Source organism: Luteimonas sp. TWI382 (assembly GCF_039674545.1).
Classification (GTDB): Bacteria; Pseudomonadota; Gammaproteobacteria; order Xanthomonadales; family Xanthomonadaceae; genus Luteimonas.
Genome location: NZ_JBDJNS010000029.1, coordinates 26,140 through 46,361, shown reverse-complemented (window position 1 = coordinate 46,361; position 20,222 = coordinate 26,140). Strand labels below are relative to the sequence as shown.

The 20,222-nt window shown below is 67.4% G+C and carries 17 protein-coding genes and 1 tRNA gene; 4 read left to right on the top strand and 14 right to left on the bottom strand.

The window, feature by feature from the left end:
- Positions 1–526 precede the first annotated feature (526 nt).
- Positions 527–603, top strand: a tRNA-Arg gene (locus tag ABE505_RS15030).
- Between the two features lie 467 nt (positions 604–1,070).
- On the opposite strand, the gene ABE505_RS15025 is transcribed toward ABE505_RS15030, so the two are convergent.
- The 9 genes from ABE505_RS15025 to ABE505_RS14985 all read right to left on the bottom strand — a co-directional run bounded on the left by ABE505_RS15025 (position 1,071) and on the right by ABE505_RS14985 (position 10,501).
- Positions 1,071–2,084 (bottom strand): porin, encoded by a 1,014-nt coding sequence (locus ABE505_RS15025; RefSeq protein ID WP_346445259.1) that lies wholly within the window; start codon positions 2,082–2,084, stop codon positions 1,071–1,073.
- 101 nt (positions 2,085–2,185) lie between these two features.
- Positions 2,186–2,572 (bottom strand): 4-carboxymuconolactone decarboxylase, encoded by a 387-nt coding sequence (gene pcaC, locus ABE505_RS15020; RefSeq protein WP_346445260.1) that lies wholly within the window; start codon positions 2,570–2,572, stop codon positions 2,186–2,188.
- Entirely contained in the window at positions 2,569–4,026 is a 1,458-nt protein-coding gene (locus ABE505_RS15015; protein WP_346445261.1) for an NAD-dependent succinate-semialdehyde dehydrogenase, read from the bottom strand. The genes pcaC and ABE505_RS15015 overlap by 4 nt, the downstream gene beginning before the upstream one ends.
- A 63-nt stretch (positions 4,027–4,089) precedes the next feature.
- Positions 4,090–5,499, bottom strand: a complete 1,410-nt coding sequence (locus ABE505_RS15010; protein ID WP_346445262.1) for a cytosine permease — start codon at positions 5,497–5,499, stop codon at positions 4,090–4,092.
- A 168-nt stretch (positions 5,500–5,667) separates the two neighbouring features.
- Positions 5,668–7,137 (bottom strand): aldehyde dehydrogenase, encoded by a 1,470-nt coding sequence (locus tag ABE505_RS15005; RefSeq protein WP_346445263.1) that lies wholly within the window; start codon positions 7,135–7,137, stop codon positions 5,668–5,670.
- Positions 7,138–7,146: 9 nt separating this feature from the next.
- Positions 7,147–8,184 (bottom strand): LLM class flavin-dependent oxidoreductase, encoded by a 1,038-nt coding sequence (locus ABE505_RS15000; RefSeq protein WP_346445264.1) that lies wholly within the window; start codon positions 8,182–8,184, stop codon positions 7,147–7,149.
- A gap of 1 nt (position 8,185) precedes the next feature.
- Positions 8,186–9,103 (bottom strand): flavin reductase, encoded by a 918-nt coding sequence (locus ABE505_RS14995; RefSeq protein ID WP_346445265.1) that lies wholly within the window; start codon positions 9,101–9,103, stop codon positions 8,186–8,188.
- A gap of 35 nt (positions 9,104–9,138) precedes the next feature.
- The gene (locus ABE505_RS14990; protein WP_346445266.1) at positions 9,139–9,930 is read right to left on the bottom strand and encodes an alpha/beta hydrolase; all 792 of its coding nucleotides are present in this window, start codon (positions 9,928–9,930) and stop codon (positions 9,139–9,141) included.
- Positions 9,902–10,501 (bottom strand): amino acid synthesis family protein, encoded by a 600-nt coding sequence (locus ABE505_RS14985; protein ID WP_346445267.1) that lies wholly within the window; start codon positions 10,499–10,501, stop codon positions 9,902–9,904. The genes ABE505_RS14990 and ABE505_RS14985 overlap by 29 nt, the downstream gene beginning before the upstream one ends.
- A 254-nt stretch (positions 10,502–10,755) precedes the next feature.
- On the opposite strand from ABE505_RS14985, the gene ABE505_RS14980 reads away from it, so the two are divergent.
- Positions 10,756–11,430: a GntR family transcriptional regulator gene (locus ABE505_RS14980; protein ID WP_346445268.1), complete on the top strand. Its 675-nt coding sequence runs from the start codon at positions 10,756–10,758 to the stop codon at positions 11,428–11,430.
- A gap of 1 nt (position 11,431) precedes the next feature.
- Positions 11,432–11,728, top strand: coding sequence for a DUF1330 domain-containing protein (locus ABE505_RS14975; RefSeq protein ID WP_346445269.1), 297 nt, complete (start codon positions 11,432–11,434; stop codon positions 11,726–11,728).
- Between the two features lie 311 nt (positions 11,729–12,039).
- Here ABE505_RS14975 and ABE505_RS14970 read toward each other — a convergent pair whose 3' ends face one another.
- From ABE505_RS14970 to ABE505_RS14955, 4 genes are all read right to left on the bottom strand, one after another.
- Positions 12,040–13,509, bottom strand: a complete 1,470-nt coding sequence (locus tag ABE505_RS14970; RefSeq protein WP_346445270.1) for a S41 family peptidase — start codon at positions 13,507–13,509, stop codon at positions 12,040–12,042.
- Between the two features lie 130 nt (positions 13,510–13,639).
- Positions 13,640–14,056, bottom strand: a complete 417-nt coding sequence (locus tag ABE505_RS14965) for a DUF411 domain-containing protein (protein ID WP_346445304.1) — start codon at positions 14,054–14,056, stop codon at positions 13,640–13,642.
- A gap of 557 nt (positions 14,057–14,613) precedes the next feature.
- Positions 14,614–14,790, bottom strand: a complete 177-nt coding sequence (locus tag ABE505_RS14960) for a CsbD family protein (protein WP_346445271.1) — start codon at positions 14,788–14,790, stop codon at positions 14,614–14,616.
- A gap of 86 nt (positions 14,791–14,876) precedes the next feature.
- Positions 14,877–15,716 (bottom strand): SDR family oxidoreductase, encoded by an 840-nt coding sequence (locus ABE505_RS14955; protein ID WP_346445272.1) that lies wholly within the window; start codon positions 15,714–15,716, stop codon positions 14,877–14,879.
- A gap of 311 nt (positions 15,717–16,027) precedes the next feature.
- Here ABE505_RS14955 and ABE505_RS14950 point away from each other — a divergent pair, with 311 nt between their 5' ends.
- Positions 16,028–18,667, top strand: a complete 2,640-nt coding sequence (locus ABE505_RS14950) for a TonB-dependent receptor (RefSeq protein WP_346445273.1) — start codon at positions 16,028–16,030, stop codon at positions 18,665–18,667.
- Positions 18,668–18,947: 280 nt separating this feature from the next.
- On the opposite strand, the gene ABE505_RS14945 is transcribed toward ABE505_RS14950, so the two are convergent.
- On the bottom strand, positions 18,948–20,213 hold the full coding sequence (locus tag ABE505_RS14945) for a HipA domain-containing protein (protein WP_346445274.1): 1,266 nt from the start codon (positions 20,211–20,213) through the stop codon (positions 18,948–18,950).
- Positions 20,214–20,222: the final 9 nt, after the last annotated feature.

The window sequence follows — 20,222 nt, the reverse complement described above, 5'->3', positions numbered from 1 at the left end:
AGCACCGCGATGCCGGCCGAATCGTAGCCGCGATACTCCAGCCGCTTGAGGCCCTCGACCAGGACCGGGACCACATCGCGATCCGCGATCGCACCGACGATTCCGCACATGGCAAAACATCCGACAGGGCGCCCCATTATAGAACCGCAGCCATTCGCCCCCTTGCAGCCTGATGCGGCGTCCCGTCGATGCAGTGTGGCCGTTCATCCAGCGAGAACTCCTGCGGTTTGGCCGAGCGGCGCGTCGTCATACTCCTTCCCGACGCGGCCACCTGCCCGTTGCACGGTGGCGTAACGCAGACGCTGAGCCCCAACCGTGCAATCCCATGCACCAGCGCAGGACGCCACCTCGGCGCCCCGCATCGCGACATGGCGGCCATACGCCAATGTGGCCGGCTTGCCACCAGCGACCACAATCGCCATAGGGCCCGCCCTGGGCGGACAAGTGCAGGGGATGCGTTGCAGCCTCCCGCTTTGGGCTACAATCCCCGACCGCCTCCCCGCTTTGCGGTGGTCGGCCGCACGACGCGCCTGTAGCTCAGCCGGATAGAGTAGTGGCTTCCGAAGCCATTGGTCGGGGGTTCGAATCCCTCCAGGCGCGCCATCCTGCGGCCCCGGATGACGCCTTGTGATCTCGCCACCGCCAAGTGGCTGTTGGCTCAAGAATTCACGGTTCCTGCGCGGTGATCGAGCGCCGCTTGTCGGCCCCAACCGGCCCAGCAACGCACTCAACACTGCAGCAGGCGCGCTCCGCATCGACGCCCACACGAACATGTCCCTGGACGGCTGCCCAGCCTTCCTCCGCACGCGAGCGACACACCGATCGCTGCGGCCGCAGGCGTCGTCCCAAAGGGGCCGAACCTTTGGCATCTCGCGAGCGATGCAGATCAGGCTCAGACAAGCGCGCCCCGCAACGCCCGCGCGCCGAGCGTAACGAAGATGCCAGCGCGACACGCCTGCGCCCGTAGGGATTTCCCATCGGAACGGTAATCGGCGCGAACGGGCATGCCGATCCCACTGCCGCCGTCCCGACCCCCGACTGACGCGGTTGGACCTGCTGGGCGTTGGCGCTCAAAGCATCAGTGTGAAACCGAGCTGCAGGCCGCGCAGGTCCGCGCCCGGCTGGTCGGGCGGCAGGCCGGCCGTGGCGGCACCGGCGAAGCGATAGCTCGCCTGCCCACGGTTCTGCAGTACGTTGTAGCCGGCGTAACCGATCAGGTGGCTGTTGAACGTGCGCCGATAGAGCACGCCAACCTGACGAGCGTGATCGCCGCGCCCGCTACGGTCGTGCAGGACACCGACGCCGGCACCGATGATGTCCTTGTCGTTGAGCGCGTACTTCACCGAAACCTCGGCGGCATCGATGTCGACTTCCTGCCCCCAGCGCGCCGAGTGTGTGCCGAGGTACCAGGTGAGATCGCCGCTGCGGTAGTTGCCGCCAGCGAACATCGAGAAGCGGCGGTTGCCGCCGGGGCCGTCGAGGCTCTGCGCGGCGAGAACGCCCTGCCAAGGGCCGCGATCGTAGGTGGCCGCGAACTGGCGGCTTGCCCCGGGACGACGCGGGTCGTCATCGCCCCTGCCCCAATAGCCGGACAGCCGCCAGGGGCCCAGTTTGGGCGTCGTGTAGGACAGCGTGTCGGGGGTGCGATAGGTGTACCAGGCGAAGTTGTTGAGCGCCGATGCATGGGTGCCGTTCTCGGCGACATCGAGCCGGTCGGAGTGCACGAACATCAGGGCATTCTGCGTGCCGTAACGCAGTTCGCCCCAGTCGCCTCCTATGCCCGCCCATGCCTGCCGGTTGAACAGTGCGTTGCCGGTGCGCGTGAGTGTGCCTTCGGACGGGTTGAAGCCGGCTTCGAGCAGGAAGTTCAGCGTCACCGGCCCGGCGTCGGTACCGCCCGCCACGCCGAAGCGGCTGGCCAGGTAGCCGTTGGACCCGAAGTCGCTTTGCCAGCTTTCGCCGGTGTCCACGTGCTGGTAGAACACGTCGACCACTGCGAACGGCTTCAATGTCGACTCTGCGTGCGCAACTGTCGGCAGCAGTGCTGCACCGATGACGCCCCACACCAAGCGCATGACGGACATGCTCGCTCCCCCGCCGCGCAGCTTGCAGGCAGCGCGGTCATTGTGATGGTGACTGCGGAATGCGTGCGAGACACAGGCGCCGCCCGACGCCTCGCCACGTGTCAGCTCTGTTCGCTCGCGAACTCGGCCAATGCCTCGCGTGCGACACGGAAGCTGTCGACCGCGGCGGGGACGCCGCAGTAGATCGCCACCTGCAGCAGCACCTCGCGGATCTTCTCTTCGCTCACGCCATTGCGCCGCGCACCCTTGATGTGCACTTTCAGTTCGTGCGGCCGGTTGAGCGCCGAGATCATCGCCAGGTTCACCAGGCTGCGTTCGGCCAGTGCCAGTCCGTCCCGACTCCAGATCTCGCCCCAGCAGTACTCGGTCACCAGGGACTGGAGCGGCTCGCCAAAGGCATCGGCGGTCGCCAGCGCCTTGTCGACATAAGCATCGCCCAGCACCTGACGCCGGATCGCCAGTCCTTTTTCGTAGCGTGTCTTGCTCATGCTCCCACTCCGCCGAACAGGCTGTATTTGATGTCCAGGTAGTCCTCGATGCCGTACTTGGAGCCTTCGCGGCCCAGGCCCGAGTGCTTGATGCCGCCGAACGGCGCGACTTCGTTGGAGATCGCGCCGCTGTTGATACCGACCATGCCGTACTCGAGCTGTTCGCTCATGCGCCACGCACGGCCCAGATCGCGCGTGTAGCAGTACGCGGCGAGACCGAACTCGGTGTCGTTGGCGAGTGCGATCGCCTGTGCCTCGGTGTCGAAGCGGAACACTGCAGCCAGCGGCCCGAAGGTTTCGTCGCGCGCGACCAGCATCTCGGGCGTCGCGCCCTCGAGCAGGGTCGGCGCGTAGAACGCGCCCCCCAGAGCGTGGCGTTCGCCGCCCGACACGCATCGCGCGCCCTTGGCGAGCGCATCCTGCACCTGCGACTCGACCTTGACCACGGCCTGTTCGCTGATCAGCGGGCCGATCTGCACGTCCGGCTCGCTGCCCTGGCCCACCTTCAGTTGCGCGATGCGTTCGGCAAACCTCTCGACGAATGCATCGTGGATGCCGGCCTGCACCAGGAAGCGGTTCACGCAGACGCAGGTCTGGCCGGCATTGCGAAACTTGGCGAGCAATGCGCCTTCGATCGCGGCGTCGAGATCGGCGTCGTCGAACACGATGAAGGGGGCGTTGCCGCCAAGCTCCAGCGATACCTTCTTCATCGTCGCGGCCGCCCTGCCATAGAGCAGCCTGCCGATCGGGGTGGAGCCGGTGAAGGTGAACTTGCGCACCGCATCGCTCTCGAAGAAGGCATCCCCAATGGCGCGCGCGTTGCCGGTGACCACGCTGAAGATGCCGGCCGGCACACCGGCCTGCAGCGCAAGGTCCGCAAGCGCCAGCGCGGTGAAAGGCGTCTCCAGCGCCGGCTTGACGATGCAGGGGCATCCGGCGGCAAGTGCCGGCCCAACCTTTCGGGTGATCATCGCGGCGGGGAAGTTCCACGGAGTGATGGCCGCGACGACGCCGACCGGCTGCTTGGTCACCACGATGCGCGCGTCGCGGTCAGGGCTCGGGATGACGTCGCCGTACACGCGCTTGGCTTCCTCGGCGAACCACTCGATGAAGCTCGCCGCGTAGAGAATCTCGCCACGCGCCTCCGCCAGGGGCTTGCCCTGCTCGGCGGTGAGGATGCGCGCAAGTGGGTCGGCGTGTTCGACAATCAGATCGAACCAGCCCTTGAGAATCCGGGCCCGCTCCTTCGCCGTCAGGCCGCGCCAGTGCGGCCAGCTTTTCGCGGCGGCCGCGATGGCGCGCGCGGTCTCGCGACTGCCCATCGTCGGCACATGACCGATGATGGCCTGCGTGGCCGGATTGGTGACCGCCGATACTGCGCCATCGTCGGCATCGCACCATCTGCCGTCGATGAGGGCTTGTTGGCGGAACAGTGGACTGTGCTCGAGTTGCATGGAGACTCCGGGGTCTGTGACGCCGGTCGTCCGGCGCGTGAACGCATGGGGCGGCTGGGCGTGTCAGGCCGGCGGCAGGCTTGTCGGGGTATAGCGCGGCAGCGGCCGGATGCCGTGGAACAGCGCGCAGACGGTCGCGCTGGACGCGATGCCCAGAACCCAGGACACATCGACGCCAGCGAAGGCATCCGCCCAGATCCCATGGAACCAGGGGTTCTTCAGGAACGGCAGCTGCACGACGATGCCGATCACGTAGGCTGTGATCGCGCGCGAGTTGAAGCGCCCGTAGACGCCGCCGTCGGCGGCGAAGATCGATTTGATGTCGTAGCCGTTGCGATGCAGAACGTAGAAGTCGAACAGGTTGATCGACACCCAAGGCGCCATCACGAAGAGGATCGCGAAGACGCCACTGATGAACAGCGAGACGAAGTCGCTCGATGCCCACAGCGCCGATCCGGTCGACAGCACCAGCACGATCATCGACATTGCGATGCGGGCGCGCCCCTTGGGCACCCAGTCAGCGACGAAGGTCTGGATGGCGGTGATGAACGACAGCACCGCGCCGTAGAGGTTCATCGCGTTGTGGCCGATGATGTTGCACAGGAACAGCACCATCAGCACCGCGCCGAACATGCCGGTGTGCGCCTTGACCGCTTCCATCGCATCACCCTGGTGGCCGATGCTCACCGCGACCATGCCGAAGACGAACGAGAAGATCGTGCCGAGCGACGCGCCCAGATAGGTATAGACGAATGGCTTGACGCGGCCCTCGGCCAGCGGCAGATACCGCGAGTAGTCCGATGTATACGGTGCAAAGCTGATCTGCCAGACCGCGCAGATACCGAACATCGAGAACCACGGCGCGGCGCTGAAACGCCCCTGCTGCAGCACGTCGGGCGTCAGGTGCGGAATCATCAGTGCCAGGCCGATGAGCAGTGCACCGCCCATGAACCAGGCGCCGATGCGGTTGAAGACGTGGATCAGGTGGTAGCCCACCACTCCGATCAGCGTCGCCAGGCCCGCACCGATCACGGTCGCCACCGAGACCGGGATCGCCGGTACGACCGCGTGCAGCGTCTTGCCCGACAGGATGATGTTGGAGACGAAGTAGCCCAGGTAGATGATGGTGGTGAACAGCACCACCAACAGCGAGCCGTGGCGACCGAACTGCGCGCGGCTCTGGATCATCTGCGGAATGCCGGCCAGTGGGCCCTGGGCCGACGTGAGCGCAAGCACCACGGCGCCGAACAGGTGCCCGGCGGTGATTGCCAGCAATGCGCTGATGACATCGAGCTCGAACACCATGACCGACATGGCGCCGGTGATCACCGCCAGCGGGGCGACATTGGTGCAGAACCACAAGGTGAACAGATCGATCGCCTTGCCGTGGCGTTGTCGCGGTGACACATAGTCGATGGCGTTGCCTTCGATCGCGAAGACGCCTGTGACCTGCTGATTCGGGTCCTGCTGCATACGCTGATATCCCCGTTGGCTGCCGCACCGCGGGCCCTCCCCGACGGCGTCACACATCACCCCGGAAGGGGCTGCGGGCGTGGATGAAACGAACAACCGGTGCATACGATCGGCGGTCGCGACGCCGCACCGGCGGCGCGACCCACGTCGATCCGCCGCGCCGGTCGGCTAGCGCATCACGAACGGATCGCCCAGGCGGGCGTCGGAGGTCCGCAGCCACACCGTCTTGGTGGTGGTGTAGTCGAGGACCGCGTCGGCGCCGCCTTCGCGGCCGTGCCCGGACAGGCCGTAGCCGCCGAACGGGGCGAGCGGGGAGACCGCGCGGTAGGTGTTGAGCCAGACGACGCCGGCACGGATCGCGTGCGCCATGCGATGGGCCCGCGTCAGGTCGCGCGTCAACACGCCTGCGGCCAATCCGTACTCGGTCGAGTTGGCCTTGGCGATCGCTTCGGCCTCGTCGGAGAACACATCGACCGACAGGACCGGTCCGAACAGCTCGGTGATCTCGCTCATCGCCTGCGTCACGCCGCTGCAGTCGAGCACCGTGGGGGCGTAGTAGAACCCGTCGCGTTCGATGCGCCGCCCACCGGTCAGCAGGCGCGCGCCCTGTTCGATCGACCGGGCAACCGCCGCATCGATGGTATGCAACTGGCGCTCGGTGCACAGGGGGCCGTACTCGGTCTGGACATCGCCCGGCGCGCCGATGCGGATCGCTTCGACCTTCTCGACGAGGCGGGCCAGGAACGCGTCCTTGATGCCGGCCTCGACCAGCAAGCGCGAGCCGGCGACGCAGCTTTGTCCGCTGGCCGCGAAGATCGCTGCCAGCTGCGCGTTGACCGCACTTTCCAGGTCGGCGTCGGCAAACACCACCAGCGGTGATTTGCCGCCCAGTTCCAGGGACACCTTGGCCAGGTTGTCGGCGCTGTTGCGGACGATGTGGCGCGCGGTCTCCGGCCCGCCGGTGAAGGCGACCAGGCTGACCTTGGGATGGCGGCTGAGCACGGCGCCGCACTCGGGGCCGAAGCCGGTGATGATGTTGACCACGCCCGGGGGAAACCCTGCGTCATGGATCAGCCGCGCAAATGCGAGCATCGGGGCGGGCGCCTCCTCCGAGGCTTTGAGGACCATCGTGCAGCCGGCGGCGATCGCCGGGCCGAGCTTCACCGCCGAGAGAAACAGCTGACTGTTCCAGGGCACGATCGCGGCCACCACGCCCAACGGCTCGCGCTTGACCCATACCTGCATGTCCGGCTTGTCGATCGGCACCACATGCCCGTGCAACTTGTCGGCGATGCCGGCGTAGTAGCGGTAGTACTCGGCGACGTAGGCGATCTGTGCCCGGGTCTCGCGGATGATCTTCCCGGTGTCTCGGGTTTCGAGCTCGGCCAGCTCGGGCGCAGCTTGCTCGAGCAGGTCGGCCAGACGATGCAGCAGACGTCCGCGCTGCGATGCGGTCAATCCGGCCCAGGCAGGGTCCTGCAGGGCGCGGTCTGCCGCGGCCACGGCGCGCTCGACTTCATCGGTGCGCGCCTCGGGCATCTGTGCCCAGGCCCGGCCCGTCGCCGGGTCGAGGCTGTCGAATGTCGCGGCGCCGGGCTCAAAGCGGCCGTCGATGTACAGGGCGAACGGGGCAGTCATGGCCATCCCTCACCGGAACGCCGGCATCACGTCGCGAATCATGCGCTCGAGCGACGCCTTCTTGCGCTCGAAGCTCATGCCGGTATCGATCCAGAACGCGTACTCGTCGTACCCCATGGCCTGGTAGGTCTTCAGACGGGCGATCACTTCCTCGGGCGGACCGATGACGTTGTTCTTGCGCATCGCCTCGGGCGAGTACATCGGATGGGCGGCGATCTCCTCCTCGCTCAGCGGCGCAATCAGGCCCTGGGTGATTTCGCGCTCGTTCTTGAACCACGCCCCGAAGTAGTTGTAGAAGACGTTGATCTCGTCGGCTGCTTGTTGCGCATCTGCTTCGCCCTCGGCCACATAGGTGTGGCGCAGCAGCATGATCTGCGGGCGCGGCACGTCGCCGAACTTCTCGCAGGCCGCATTGAAGTGGCCCATCAGCTTCTCGACTTCCTCGTCGCCGAAATGCAGCGGTGTGACCTGCACGTTGCAACCGTTGGCGACCGCGAACTCGTGGCTGTTGGGATCGCGCGCGGCCACCCAGATCGGCGGATGCGGCTGTTGCAGCGGCTGCGGCGCCGAGGTGGTCTTGGGAAACGTCCAGTACTCGCCATCGTGGGCGTAGTCGCCTTCCCACAGTGCCTTGATCGCGGGAATCAGCTCGCGTAGGCGACCGCCGGCGCCCCAGGCGTCGAGACCTGGATGCAGACGCTCGTACTCGAACGCGTACGCGCCTCGAGCGATGCCCAGCTCCAGGCGACCATCACTGATGATGTCGGTCATCGCCGCTTCGCCGGCGAGCTTGATCGGATGCCAGAACGGCGCGACCACCGTGCCGGTGCCCAGGCGCACGTGCTTGGTGCGGCGTGCGAGGTCGACAAGATTCAAGAACGGGTTCGGCGCGATGGTGAAGTTCATGCCGTGGTGTTCACCGGTCCAGATGGCGTGCATGCCGCCCTCGTCCGCAATCCGGCACAGCTCGATCATCTCGTCGTACAACTGCTTCTGCGTCTGCTGGTCGGAGACGCGCTCCATATGGATGAACAACGAAAAGCGCATGTCAGATCTCCTGGCCTTGGGCATCGCGCACGACGCCGTTGTGGTGGTTGCCGTAGTAGACGCCGTAGTTCTTGAGCCGACTTTCCCTGCAGTAGCGCTCGAGCATGCTTTTCACCGCAGGGTCGGCGATGTCGAGCGCGGCCACGTCGGACAGCGCGATGTAGCGGCCTTCGCGCGGCGATGCGTCCGGTGTGCTGCACAGGAAGGCGACGAACTGCTGCCGGCTTTCGGTGTTGCGATAGACCGAATAGACGAAGTTCGCCGATGCCCCGGGTTGGTAGCGTTCGAACAGGGCGTGAAGTGCCTCGTCCGCGCCGCGGTCTGCTGCGTCGACGCACGGCAGTGCCCATTGCCCGTCGCCATTGCGCGCCAGCAGCACACGGTTCTCATGGGCGATGACGGCGTGGATGACCACACTTGCGCCGCCGATCACCTCGGCCGCCATCTTTGCCGGGGTGAAGTAGCCGCCGCGGTAGTAGCCCAGGCCGGCCTGGCCGCTCGATGCGAAGGCCTCGATGCGGCCGATCAGAATGGCGTGATCGCCAGCCGGCACGACCGAGTGTGTCGTGCAGTCGAACCAGGCGCCAACGCCGTCAAGCAGCGGGTTGCCGTGTTCGCTCATGCGCCATTGGACGCTACCGAAGCGGTCATCGACGCGGCTGGCGAAGGTGCTGGAGACCTGCTTCTGTCCTTCGGCAAGCACGTTGATCGCAAAGTGTCCGCCGTTGGCGAAAGCGTCGTAGTTGCCGGAGCTGTTGGCGATGCTGACCAGCAGAAGCGGTGGGTCCAGCGACACCGAGGCGAACGAGTTTGCAGTGAAGCCGAGCGGCGTGCCTGCCGTATTGGTTGTGGTGACGACGGTGACGCCGGTCATGAACGCGCCGAACGCGTCGCGGAGTTCCTTGGTGGTGCAGTCCATCTTGTTCCCTCCCAGGTTCTTGACGGATGCCGCGCTCAGGGCGGCGCGGCCAGCCAGTCCGACATCGCGCGGTTGACGAGGTCGGGCGCAGTGAGATTGACCATATGGCGCTGGCCTTCGAGGATCACGGCATGGCCGCGCGCTGCGAGGCCTGCCATGCGTTCGGCCATCGCACCGGTGGAGTTGAGGTCGTCGGCGCCGGTCAGCGCCAGCGTCGGGCACTGCACCTCGCACCAGCGGTCGGCATAGAGCAGGTCGCCACGCGCGAATGCGCGGTAGGCATCGGCATAGCCTTGGAGATCGACCTGTTCCAGCCACCCGCGCACTGTTTCGACCAGCGCGGGCGGCGCGTCGGGCACGTCGAACCAGCGCTGCAGCGGTGTGTCGATATCCAGATGTCCGTCGCGCAGTTGCTCGGCGCGCGCCACGACCGCAGCGCGTGCGGCATCGCTGCGCCGGTGCACGCCGTTGACCACCGCCAGACGGCGTACCAGCGCCGGGCGCTCGATCGCCACACCGCCGGCGATGAGCGCGCCCATCGAGTGGCCCGCCAGGTTGACCGGCCCCACGTCCAGCGTCTCGATCACTTCGATCATCCAGCGCACGTAGTCCGCCAGACCCGGGGTGCCGCCCAGGCGGGCGCTGCCGCCATGACCGGGCATGTCGACCGCGATCACCCGGTAGCGGTCGGCGAAGTGCGCGACCTGCGGTCCCCATGCGGCAGCCTGCATGCCCACGCCGTGGATCAACACCAGCGGTTCGCCGCGGCCCTGCGCCAGCATGTGGACGTGGTGGCCGTCAGACAGCGGCAGGATTCTTGACGTCATGACCCAGCGCTTCCAGATCCGTGTAGCGATCGCCGATGCGGTGATGGGGGCGCCCACCGGTGGACGCACCGAGCACGACCACAAGCTCGTCGGCGGCCGGCGCATCCGGGATTGAGAACTGCAGGGTCAGGTAGTGCGAACGACGGCCTTCGTCGTTCTTGTCCATCATCGGGATCGAGATCGGCGCATTCGCCGGACCGCGGGTATTGGTGAACGCCAGGTAGGACTTCGCCCCCACCGCACCGCGGAAGATGTTGCCGAAATGCAGGGTATGGATCAGCGCCGAGGCGTGTTCGAGTTCGCCGTCCAGTCCGACCACCGCACTCTTGCCGAACGCCTCGACGGCCTCGCCGGAACCGACCTCGCCCAGGATCAGGTCGGTCAGATGCTGGCTCAGTTGCGGGCCAAGCTCGCGGATTTCCGGAGACAGGTCGGCGACGTAGCCACGGCCATGCCACGGGTTCTTGATGACCGCTGCCACGCCGACCATCTTCAGGGGCTTGGGCGCGTCGGCCTCGCCGTCCACGAACACGGTTTCGACATGGAGCACGGATTTGCGGATCAGTTTCACAGCGTGACCTCTGGCGGAGCGGATGCGCATTTAGGTGTACGGTATGATGGTATACCAAGACGACGGGGTGGCAACCCTGTCGAAGGTCACCCGTCCCATTCAGGTGGAACGGCGCGCCGCAGCGGTGTCGGGCAGTTGCGGCCCGGCGGCTCGCACGCGTGCAGCAATGGCCTTTGGGATGCGGTATACCGACCGCCTGTATGCGCGTCTCGCACCTCGGCGCCCCTTCGCCCCCTCACGCCCAGGACATCCGAATGGACCTCAAAATCGACCACGCGCCCATCACCCTGCGCGAGAAATGCCTGGAACGGCTGCGGGACGCGATCATTACCGGACACTTCGCCGCCGGCGCCAGGCTGGTCGAACGCACGCTCTGCGAACAGCTCGGCGTCAGCCGAAGCGTGGTGCGCGAGGTGATCCGGCATCTGCAGGCCGAAGGGCTCGTGGACGTCCTGGCCAACAAAGGCCCGATCGTCGCGCCGCTGGACTGGTCCACCGCGCACCAGGTCTACGAGATCCGGCTGCTGCTGGAGCAAAGCGCGGTCGCGGCCTGTACCGGGGCCCTGACCGACGACATCGTCGCGCGCATCCGCGGCGCGCAGCAGGCTCTGCAGACGGCCACCGCGGCCCAGGACATGGCCCAGATTCTGCGCACCTCCTCGCACCTCTACGAGACCATCTTCGTCGCCGCCAACCAGGGCATTGCCTGGGATATCGTGCGGCGACTCAACGGACGGATCAGCCGCCTGCGTGCGATGACCCTGCGCGACAACCGCCGCGAGCGGAGCGGGCAGTCGCGGATCGATGCCATCTGCGATGCGATCTGCATCGACAGGGATCCCGTGCTGGCGAAGACGCGTGTCGCAGAACACATCAGTGAAGTGGCGACCATCGCGCGCCGCATCCTCGCCAGCGACGCGCAGGCCTGACATGCCCGCTTACTGGATCGCACACGTTGAAGTGCTGGATGCGACCGCCTACAGCGGGTACACCGCCCTGGCGCCGGCCGCCTTCCGGAAGTACGGCGCGAAGTTCCTGGCGCGTGGTGGTCGCAGCGAGTCGCTGGAAGGCGGCGGCTTCGGCCGTCATGTGGTCATCGAGTTCCCGGACCTGGAGACGGCGACTGCGTGCTATCGCTCGCCGGAGTACCAGCTTGCGAAGTCGAAACGCGACGGGGCCTGCATCGCGCATATCACCATCGTCGATGGTGTCGATCCAGCGGGTTGAATCGTCTTCGGCACCGCTGAGGTCTGCGCAAGGCTCGACCCCGCGCAGCCTTTCTCTGGGAGGCATGCGTCTCTGCGTAGCGACGCAGGGTGAACGCCGGAGACTTCGGGGGCGCGGGCGCAGTGGCGCTCCGCCGTTCGTCGACCACGTCCGCGTCCGGGCGGATGTCGTCCCAACGCCCTCGGCGGCCGGGCAGCAGCGCTGGAGCGGTCACCGTGTGGACTGCGCATCGCGCGCCCAGGCCAGAACGGTCCGGGCACGACGGAGGTCGGCGCGGCCTGCGTGGCCGCCGCCGGCCCCGACCGACGCTGTCAGTTCGCAGCCGGTCTCGCCGCCGCGGGCTCGGGCGTCGGGAGCGTGGGGGTCCACGGCTTCTTGAGCTCGGCCAGCGCTGCAGCGATCGGGGCATCGCCCGGCAGGGCGTCGCCGCCGGTGCTGCCGTCTTCCTCGTCGCCGCGCAGATGGCCCGGCAACGTGGCTTCGGTGTAGGCGCTGGCGGCGCGGGGAGCGTCGCCCTCGGTGTCGGCCTTCTCGGGGCGCAGCACGACATCCGGGTCGATGCCGCGGGCCTGGATCGAGCGGCCGCTGGGAGTGAAGTAGCGCGCGGTGGTGAGCTTGACCGAGTCACCGTTGTCGAGCGGCAGCACGGTCTGCACCGAGCCCTTGCCGAACGTACGGCTGCCCACGACGCGGGCGCGGCCGTTGTCGCGTAGTGCGCCGGCCAGCACTTCCGAGGCGCTGGCAGAACCGACATCGACGAGCACGACGACCGGCGCGCCATCGAGGATGTCGCCGGGCGTGGCGCTGAACTGCGCGTCGCTGATCGGGATGCGGCCGCGGGTGCTGACGATGTCGCCGCTTTCGAGCAGGTCGTCGGCGATCTGCACCGCCGAGGTCAGCAGGCCGCCGGGGTTGCTGCGCAGGTCGATGACCAGGCCGCGCAGGCGACCGCCGCTCTGGCTGGCGAGGTCGCCGACGGTACGGCTGAAGGTGGCCGCGGTATCGACTTGGAACTGGCTCACCCGCACATAGCCATAGCCCGGCTCGAGCAGGCGGCCGCGGACACTGACCACGCGGATGGTCTCGCGCTGGACGCGGATCTCCAGCGGCGTGCGCTCGCCATCGCGCAGGACACCCAGCACCACCGCGGTGCCCGATGCGCCGCGCAGCGGGCCATGGCCTTCGTTGTCGGTCGGTGTGAGTGCCCGGCCATCGACGCTGACGATGACGTCGCCGGCGCGGATGCCGGCCTTCTCGGCCGGTGTGCCGTCGATCGGCGCGATCACGCGCATGCTGCCGTCGGGCAGGTACATGACCTCCACGCCGATGCCTTCGTAGGCCCCGCTGGTGCCTTCGTCGAAGGCCTCGGCGGCATCCTTTTCCATGTAGACGCTGTGCGGGTCGAGGTCGAGCAGCAGGCCGCGAATGGCCGAGGCCATCAGCTTGCGATCCTCGACCGGCTCGACGTAGGCCTGGCGCACGGCGTTGAAGACGCCGACATAGCGGCGGATCTCTTCGAGCGGTACGCGGTTGGAGGCGTGTTCGATCGCGTCCGGGTCGTCGCTGGCGGCGACCTCGCGGGCCGCCTGAGCATCGTCGGGGGCGCCGTCGTCCGGTGCCGACGTCGCGTCCTGCGCCTCGCCCTGCGGCGGGGTCTGCTCGGCGGGCGTGTCCTGGGCCGGTGCCGGGGTCGCATCCGCGGGGGGCGGCGCGGTCTGTTGCGCAAACGCCGCGGGCGACAGCAGCAACGACAGGGCCAGCGTCAGGGAACGAACGCGCATGCAGGACTCCGGGCAACGAAAACAGGCCGCGCGCAGGCAGCGTGCGGCCGATGATTATGCGGCGCAGTCGCGTGAATGGGGTGCCTTCCGGGCCGGCGATTCAGGTCCGCGAGGCTTCGCGCCGGCGGGCCTACCGGGCCGGATGCTCAGCGAACGGGCGGTGCGTACCGTCGGCGGCGACCAGTTCGACGGTGTAGGCCTGACTGCGCCCATCGGGCATTTCCATGCCGGGCGAGCCCATCGGCATGCCCGGCACCGCGATGCCGCGCGCATCGGGGCGCTCGGCCAGCAGCCGGCGCACGTCGGCGGCGGGCACGTGGCCTTCGACGAAGTAGCCGTCGATCTCGGCGGTGTGGCAGGACGCCATTGCGTCGGGCACGCCCAGGCGGGTCTTGACCGCGGCAAGGTTCTCGACATCGAGGGTCTCGACTTCGAAGCCGTCGCGCTGCATGTGCTCGACCCACTTGCCGCAGCAGCCGCAGGTGGCGGTCTTGTGCACACGCATACGCGGCAGGACCTGGGTGTCGGCCGCCTGCGCGACCGGCATCGCGCCTGTCTCGGCGGGCCGCGCGGCGGCGGTGTCGGCCGCCGCGGGCGTCGCCGCGTCGGTGCAGGCAGCGACGGGCAGCAGCAGCGACAGCGTCAGGGCGAGGGGATGGATGCGCATGGTCGGACTCCGGAAACTCGATCGTAGGACGCTCCGATTATGCGCGCGCGCTGCGAGCGGGCGGCGATGCGCATTGCATCGCGGGGCGGTCGTGATAGCGGTTACCTCCTCCGCTTCGCGGGGGAGGTCGATGCCACGGGCATCAGGTGGGGGCGGGCGCATTTCGCGAATAGCGGCCCCCTCCCCAACCCTCCCCCGCGATGCGGGGGAGGGAGACGAGCGGCGCGTGCTGATGGTTGAGACGATGGCGGTTACCTCCTCCGCTTCGCGGGGGAGGTCGATGCCGCAGGCATCGGGTGGGGGCTCGGGCATTTCGCGAATGGCGGCCCCCTCCCCAACCCTCCCCCGCAGTGCGGGGGAGGGAGGCGAGCGGTGGGTGCGGATGGTTGCGGCAATGTCGATGACCTCCCCCGCAGTGCGGGGGAGGGAGACCGGAATCAGCGCCCCTTGCGGGCGTTGTCGTTGGCCTTGCCGACGGCGCTCTGGACCTTGCCGGCGGTCTTCTGCGCTTTGCCGGCGACTTCCTTGCCGGTGTTGCCGGTGACCTTGCCGGCCACTTCCTTCGCGGTGCCCTTGACCTGGTTCTTCATGCCTTCGCTGCGATTCTTGTCCACGACAGCCTCCTCGCGCCTGCAGGATTGCAGGCTGCGAGGGGATATGCGCCTGTCGCCGCCATGCCGAGGTGAAGAAAGCTGCTCGGCTACAGAATCGGCATGCCACCAGTGACTGCATAGCGGCCGCCGGTCATGTAGCTGGCTTCGTCGGACGCCAGCAGCACGTAGATCGGTGCGCACTCGGCCGGCTGCCCGGGGCGCTTGAGCGGCGTCTGACTGCCGAACTCGGCCACCGCGTCGGGCGGCAGCGTCGAGGGGATCAGCGGGGTCCAGATCGGGCCGGGCGCGACCGAGTTGACGCGGATGCCCTGGTCGGCCAGCAGTTGCGCCAGACCCGCGGTGAAGTTGGCGATCGCGCCCTTGGTGGTCGCGTACGGCAGCAAGGTCGGATTGGGCTTGTCGGAGTTGATCGAGCTGGTGTTGATGATCGAGGCCCCCGGCTTCATGTGCGGTACCGCCGCCTTGCACAGGTGGAACATCGCGCTGACGTTGACCTGGAAGGTGTAGTCCCACTTGTCGTCGGGGATCTCGTCGAGCGATTCGTAGGTCATCTGGTAGGCGGCGTTGTTGACCAGCACGTCGATCCGGCCGAAGGCCTCGACCGCCTTGCGCACGATCGCGCGGCAATGCGCGGGGTCTGCGATGTCACCGGGCATCAGTTCGCAGCGACGGCCGGCCGCTTCGACCAGACGCCGCGTTTCCTGCGCGTCTTCGTCCTCGCTCAGATAGCTCACCAGCACGTCCGCGCCCTCGCGCGCGTAAGCCAGCGCGACCGCGCGGCCGATACCGCTGTCGCCGCCGGTGATGATCGCGATCTTGTCCTGCAGCCGCCCACTGCCGCGATAGCTGTCCTCGCCGTGGTCGGCGGGCGGGTCGAGTTTGCGCTCGACGCCGGGCACGGCCTGCTGCTGTGCGGGCTGGTTCATCGTCACGTCTCCAAGTCGGGGGAAGGACGCCACGCTAGGCCCGCGCACGTGGCGCGCCAGTGATTGCAACGGCACGCGCGCGCATGGGATTGCAGGGATTGCATGCCGGCATGCGACATCGCGCTTACGACTTCTCGACACGATCCTAAGATTCGCGTTGGTCTAATCCGCGCCCGTTCCTGGATGTGATGGGAACGCGAAGGGCGAGGTGGCGTGGCTGCCGGCACTGTCCGGCGGCGCGGCCTCGCGCCTGCGGTCAGGCGGACATGCGCACCTCGACGATCCACGATCACAGAGGGCTCCGCAGTACGATGACGTTCGCTGTTCACTCCCACCCCCGCCGCGTGGCGCTGGCCACACTGGCCACCGCCATCCTCGCCACGCCCGCGTTCGCGCAGACCGGCGCCCCCGACACCGATCCTGCAGCGGACGAGGTCGAGAATCTCGACGCGGTCCAGGTACGCGGGGTGCGCGCCAGTGTTGCCGGCGCGCTCGACGCCAAGCGCGGCGCGGCGCAGATCACCGATTCGATCGTCGCAGAGGACATCGGCAAGCTGCCCGACAACAGCGTCGCGGCGGCGATGCAGCGCATCACCGGCGTGCAGGTCCAGCGTGGCGGCGCGGAAGTGGGCACGGTGCTGGTGCGCGGGCTGCCGAACGTGGTCACCACACTCAACGGCCGCAACATCTTCACCACCACCGGTCGTGGGGTCGCGCTGGCCGACATCCCGGCCGATCAGTTGCAGCAGGTCGATGTCTACAAGACCAGCGGCGCCGAGCAGATCGAAGGCGGCATCGCCGGTGCGGTCGACATCCGGCTGCGCCGTCCGTTCGACCTCGACGAGGACAGCACGCTCGCCGGCAGCGTCTCCACGCTGTATGCCGGCCAGGCGCGCGAGACCGCGACCAACGGCAGCCTCACCGGCAGCCGCCAGTGGGAGACCGGGGCCGGGCGCATGGGCGTGCTCGGCGCGGTGTCGTACCAGGAAACACCGTATCTGGAGTCCAACACCTTCCACGGTACCTACGACCGCGTCGACGACCCGCGCGATCCGTCGCGGCAGCTGCTGGTGCCGTTCAATGCCGGCAACCTGCAGGCGCAGGGCTTCCGACGGCGCAAGGCGGCGAACGTCGCGTTCCAGTGGGCCCCCAGCGACAACACCGAGCTGTGGGCCGAGGGCTTCTACGTCGGCTATCGCAACACACCCCGGGTCAACTACTGGATGCCGTTCCCCGGATCGCTGACGCCGGAGAACACCGACTCGCTGGCCACCCAGCCCGGCAACGACATCCTGCAGCGCGTCGAACTGCGCGACAGCGATGTGCTGTCGAGCACCCAGGCCCACCAGAACAGCTCCGACACCTGGCAAGCGGCGATCGGCGGCAGTTGGAAGGGCGAGCGGCTGAAGCTGTCGAGCGAGCTGGCCTACACCTACAGCGAATCGGACAACCGCTCGATGGTGCTCGACCTCATGACCACGGTGCCGCGGTTGACCATCGACAGCAGCCGCGGCGTGCCGTTCACCTCGGCCACGAATGCCGACGGGTCGGCCTACGACGTCACCGATCCCGATGCCTGGCGGCTGAGCCAGTACTACGACAGTTGGAGCCGGCAGGAGGGCGACGAGTGGGCGTGGCGCGCCGACGCCAATTTCGCCTTCGACGGCGGCATCGTCAGTTCGCTCGACGCCGGTGTGCGCCTGGCCAGACGCAATGCCTCCAACATCGGGGGCGATCCGGGCGCGCGCGACAACCTCAGTGGCGCGCCGATCCGGATGTCCGACATCCCGGGCCTGGCGCAGGTCACGCCCGGCAACATCCTCGACGGGGACCGCGATGTCGGCGTCGATCGCTGGCTGGGCGCCAACCGCGACTTTCTGCTCGGCCACACCGCGCTGATCCGCCAGGCCATGGGCCACGGCCCCGACCGGCCGCCTGCAAACCCGGCGGTGCAGTTCGACAACCGCGAGGACAACCACGCCGCCTACCTGCAGGCCAATTACGGATTCGCGATCGGCGCAATTCCGATCGACGGCCGGATCGGCGTGCGCCATGTGCGGCTGGAGCGCCAGATCAACGGCACCTCGCTCGTCGACGGCGTCGAGACGCCGGTGCAGACCACGCGCGCGCGTCACGAATGGCTGCCAAGCGTCAGCGCCAACCTGTCGCTGCGCGAGGACCTGATGCTGCGCCTGTCGCACAGCCAGTCGATCACCCTGCCCCGCTTCGCCGACCTCAACCCGCAGTTGGCGCTGTTCCAGTCCACCGACACACTGCCTGCGCGCGGCAGTGGCGGCAATCCGGACCTGGCGCCGGTCGAGTCGAAGAACCTCGATGCGTCGCTGGAGTGGTACTTCCAGGACAACGCGCTGCTGTCGTTGGCCGCGTTCCACCGCGCTGTCGACGGCTATGTGCAGAACTACGCCGAGGACGAGACGATCGACGGCACCACGTACCAGATCACCCGCCCGCGCAACACCGGCAGCGGCACGCTGCGCGGCGTGGAGATCGGCTATACGCAGTTCTACGACTTCCTGCCCGGCGCCTGGTCGGGTCTGGGCACGCAGTTGAACGCGACATGGCTCGATGCGGAGGCCGAGTCGCCCGATGGGGTCATGCAGCCCCTGGCGAACGTGTCCAAGCGGGCCTGGAATGCGGTGCTGATGTACGAGTACGACGCGTTCTCCGCCCGCCTGGCCTACAACTGGCGCGACGACTACGCGGTGAGCTTCAGCGCGTCGGGCGACCAGCCCAACGAGGTCTTCCACGGCCCGGAGGCATGGCTGGATCTTGCGCTCAACTACGCGATGGACGAGAACGTCACGGTGTTTCTGGAGGCGACCAACCTGCTGGGCGGCAAGACCCACAACTACTTCGGCAGCCCGGAGTTCCTGCGCGACCGCGCCTCGCCCGAACGCAGTTACATGCTCGGCATCCGCTTCCGGCTGTAAGGCGCCCGCCGCGCCGTCCCCGCGTGCCAGCGGGACGCGCGGCGCGGTGTCCGCATGTCGACCATGGACATCGCGCACCGGCGGCTCTTCTTTTCAGGCGCATCGTCGCATCGAAAGGCATCCGCCTGTCCCGATGCCCTCCGGATAGAGCGCCCGGCCGCCGAGGTACAAATCGATGGTATTTCGGAAGCGTTCCTTGTTGCGGCCCCCGCAGTGATGGTCGAAGGCGTGGGTCTGGGAGCCAGTGCCGATGGGCAGCGCTGCCGCCCAATTTGCACACTTAGAGATACTTCGACACCTCGGCCATTCCGACATCACTTGCACGGCGGAATGCGGTCGCCACATCGTCGCAATCCTTGATGGACACCTCGAACGCCTCGAACACGGTTCGCCACGTCCTGACAGCACCCACCACCGTGTCGATCAGTTGGGCGGCCCGTGTCCGGGTCAGCCCGAAATCTCCATAGCCGGCAAATGCATTGTCCAGGGTCGCCTTTCGGCCGCTCGGGCCCACCCCAAGGTGCAAGGTACGCTCCGTTCCGACCTGCGGTTTGGGCACCACGTCGTACAGGGGGCTCAGATTCCACGCCCCGTCGTCATGCACAAATGCGTGGTTTCGCAGGTGGTCATCATCGTTGGTGACCAGAATATTGAAGACCATCCGCGAGAACAGCTCTTCGCGCTGGGCGGTCACTTGGCCCTCGGCCCCCCATTGCTCGATCACCCTGACGATCTGGGCATAGCTGGCATCCGGGGAGTCCTGTTCCGTCAGGCCCAGCATCGTGAGCGCACTGACCATATGTTTGCGGCTCACTCCATCAGCAACCGGGATGCGGTCGAAGCGCTCGATCAGCATCACCTGCCGGCCATCGGCCAGAGTCTGCAGTTCGGTCTTGGGCACAGACATTCCCGCCCGGCGTGCCAGCTCCAGCGTGGCGCGCTCGACGCTGGGCACGTTGAAGCGGTCCCGAATGGACGGGAACTTGGCGATCCACTCGATGCCTTGGTGGAGCACAGCGGCCTTCGGACGTGCGCCACCCAGCGACGGCGCACCGGCAAAATAGTTCGCAAGGTGAGCCGGTACCGGCAGACCTTCCTCAACCCGTTGCGATGCCTCAATCAGATACTGCAGGTCGATGGTTGATGGCAGGCGCGAGTGATGTGGCGGGCTGTCTACTGCTACGCGCACATCCAACGCACCCACCCGGTTGCTGCCGGCCTCCAGCATGTAGACCGACTCGGGCAGGCTGTTGGCGGGGACTTCCAGACGGTTCTCGATCACGCGCCGCCCCCAATCGTCGGGAGTGGCATCGCGCAATGCTCCGAACATTGCCAAGCCATTCACAGGCAGCATGCGCTCGCCGGCGCGCTCCAGCGGTAACGAGACCGGATCCACAGCAATCGCATTCGGCTTACGACGGGCCACGTAGCGTGTGCCGTACTGGAACTGAGACGCTTGCAGCTCCGGCCCCAGCTCGGTCAGATCGAGCAGGCCGGCCGGCACCGCAGTCACCTCACCGGGGAGGTACGCAAACACATAGGGCATGGTCGACCT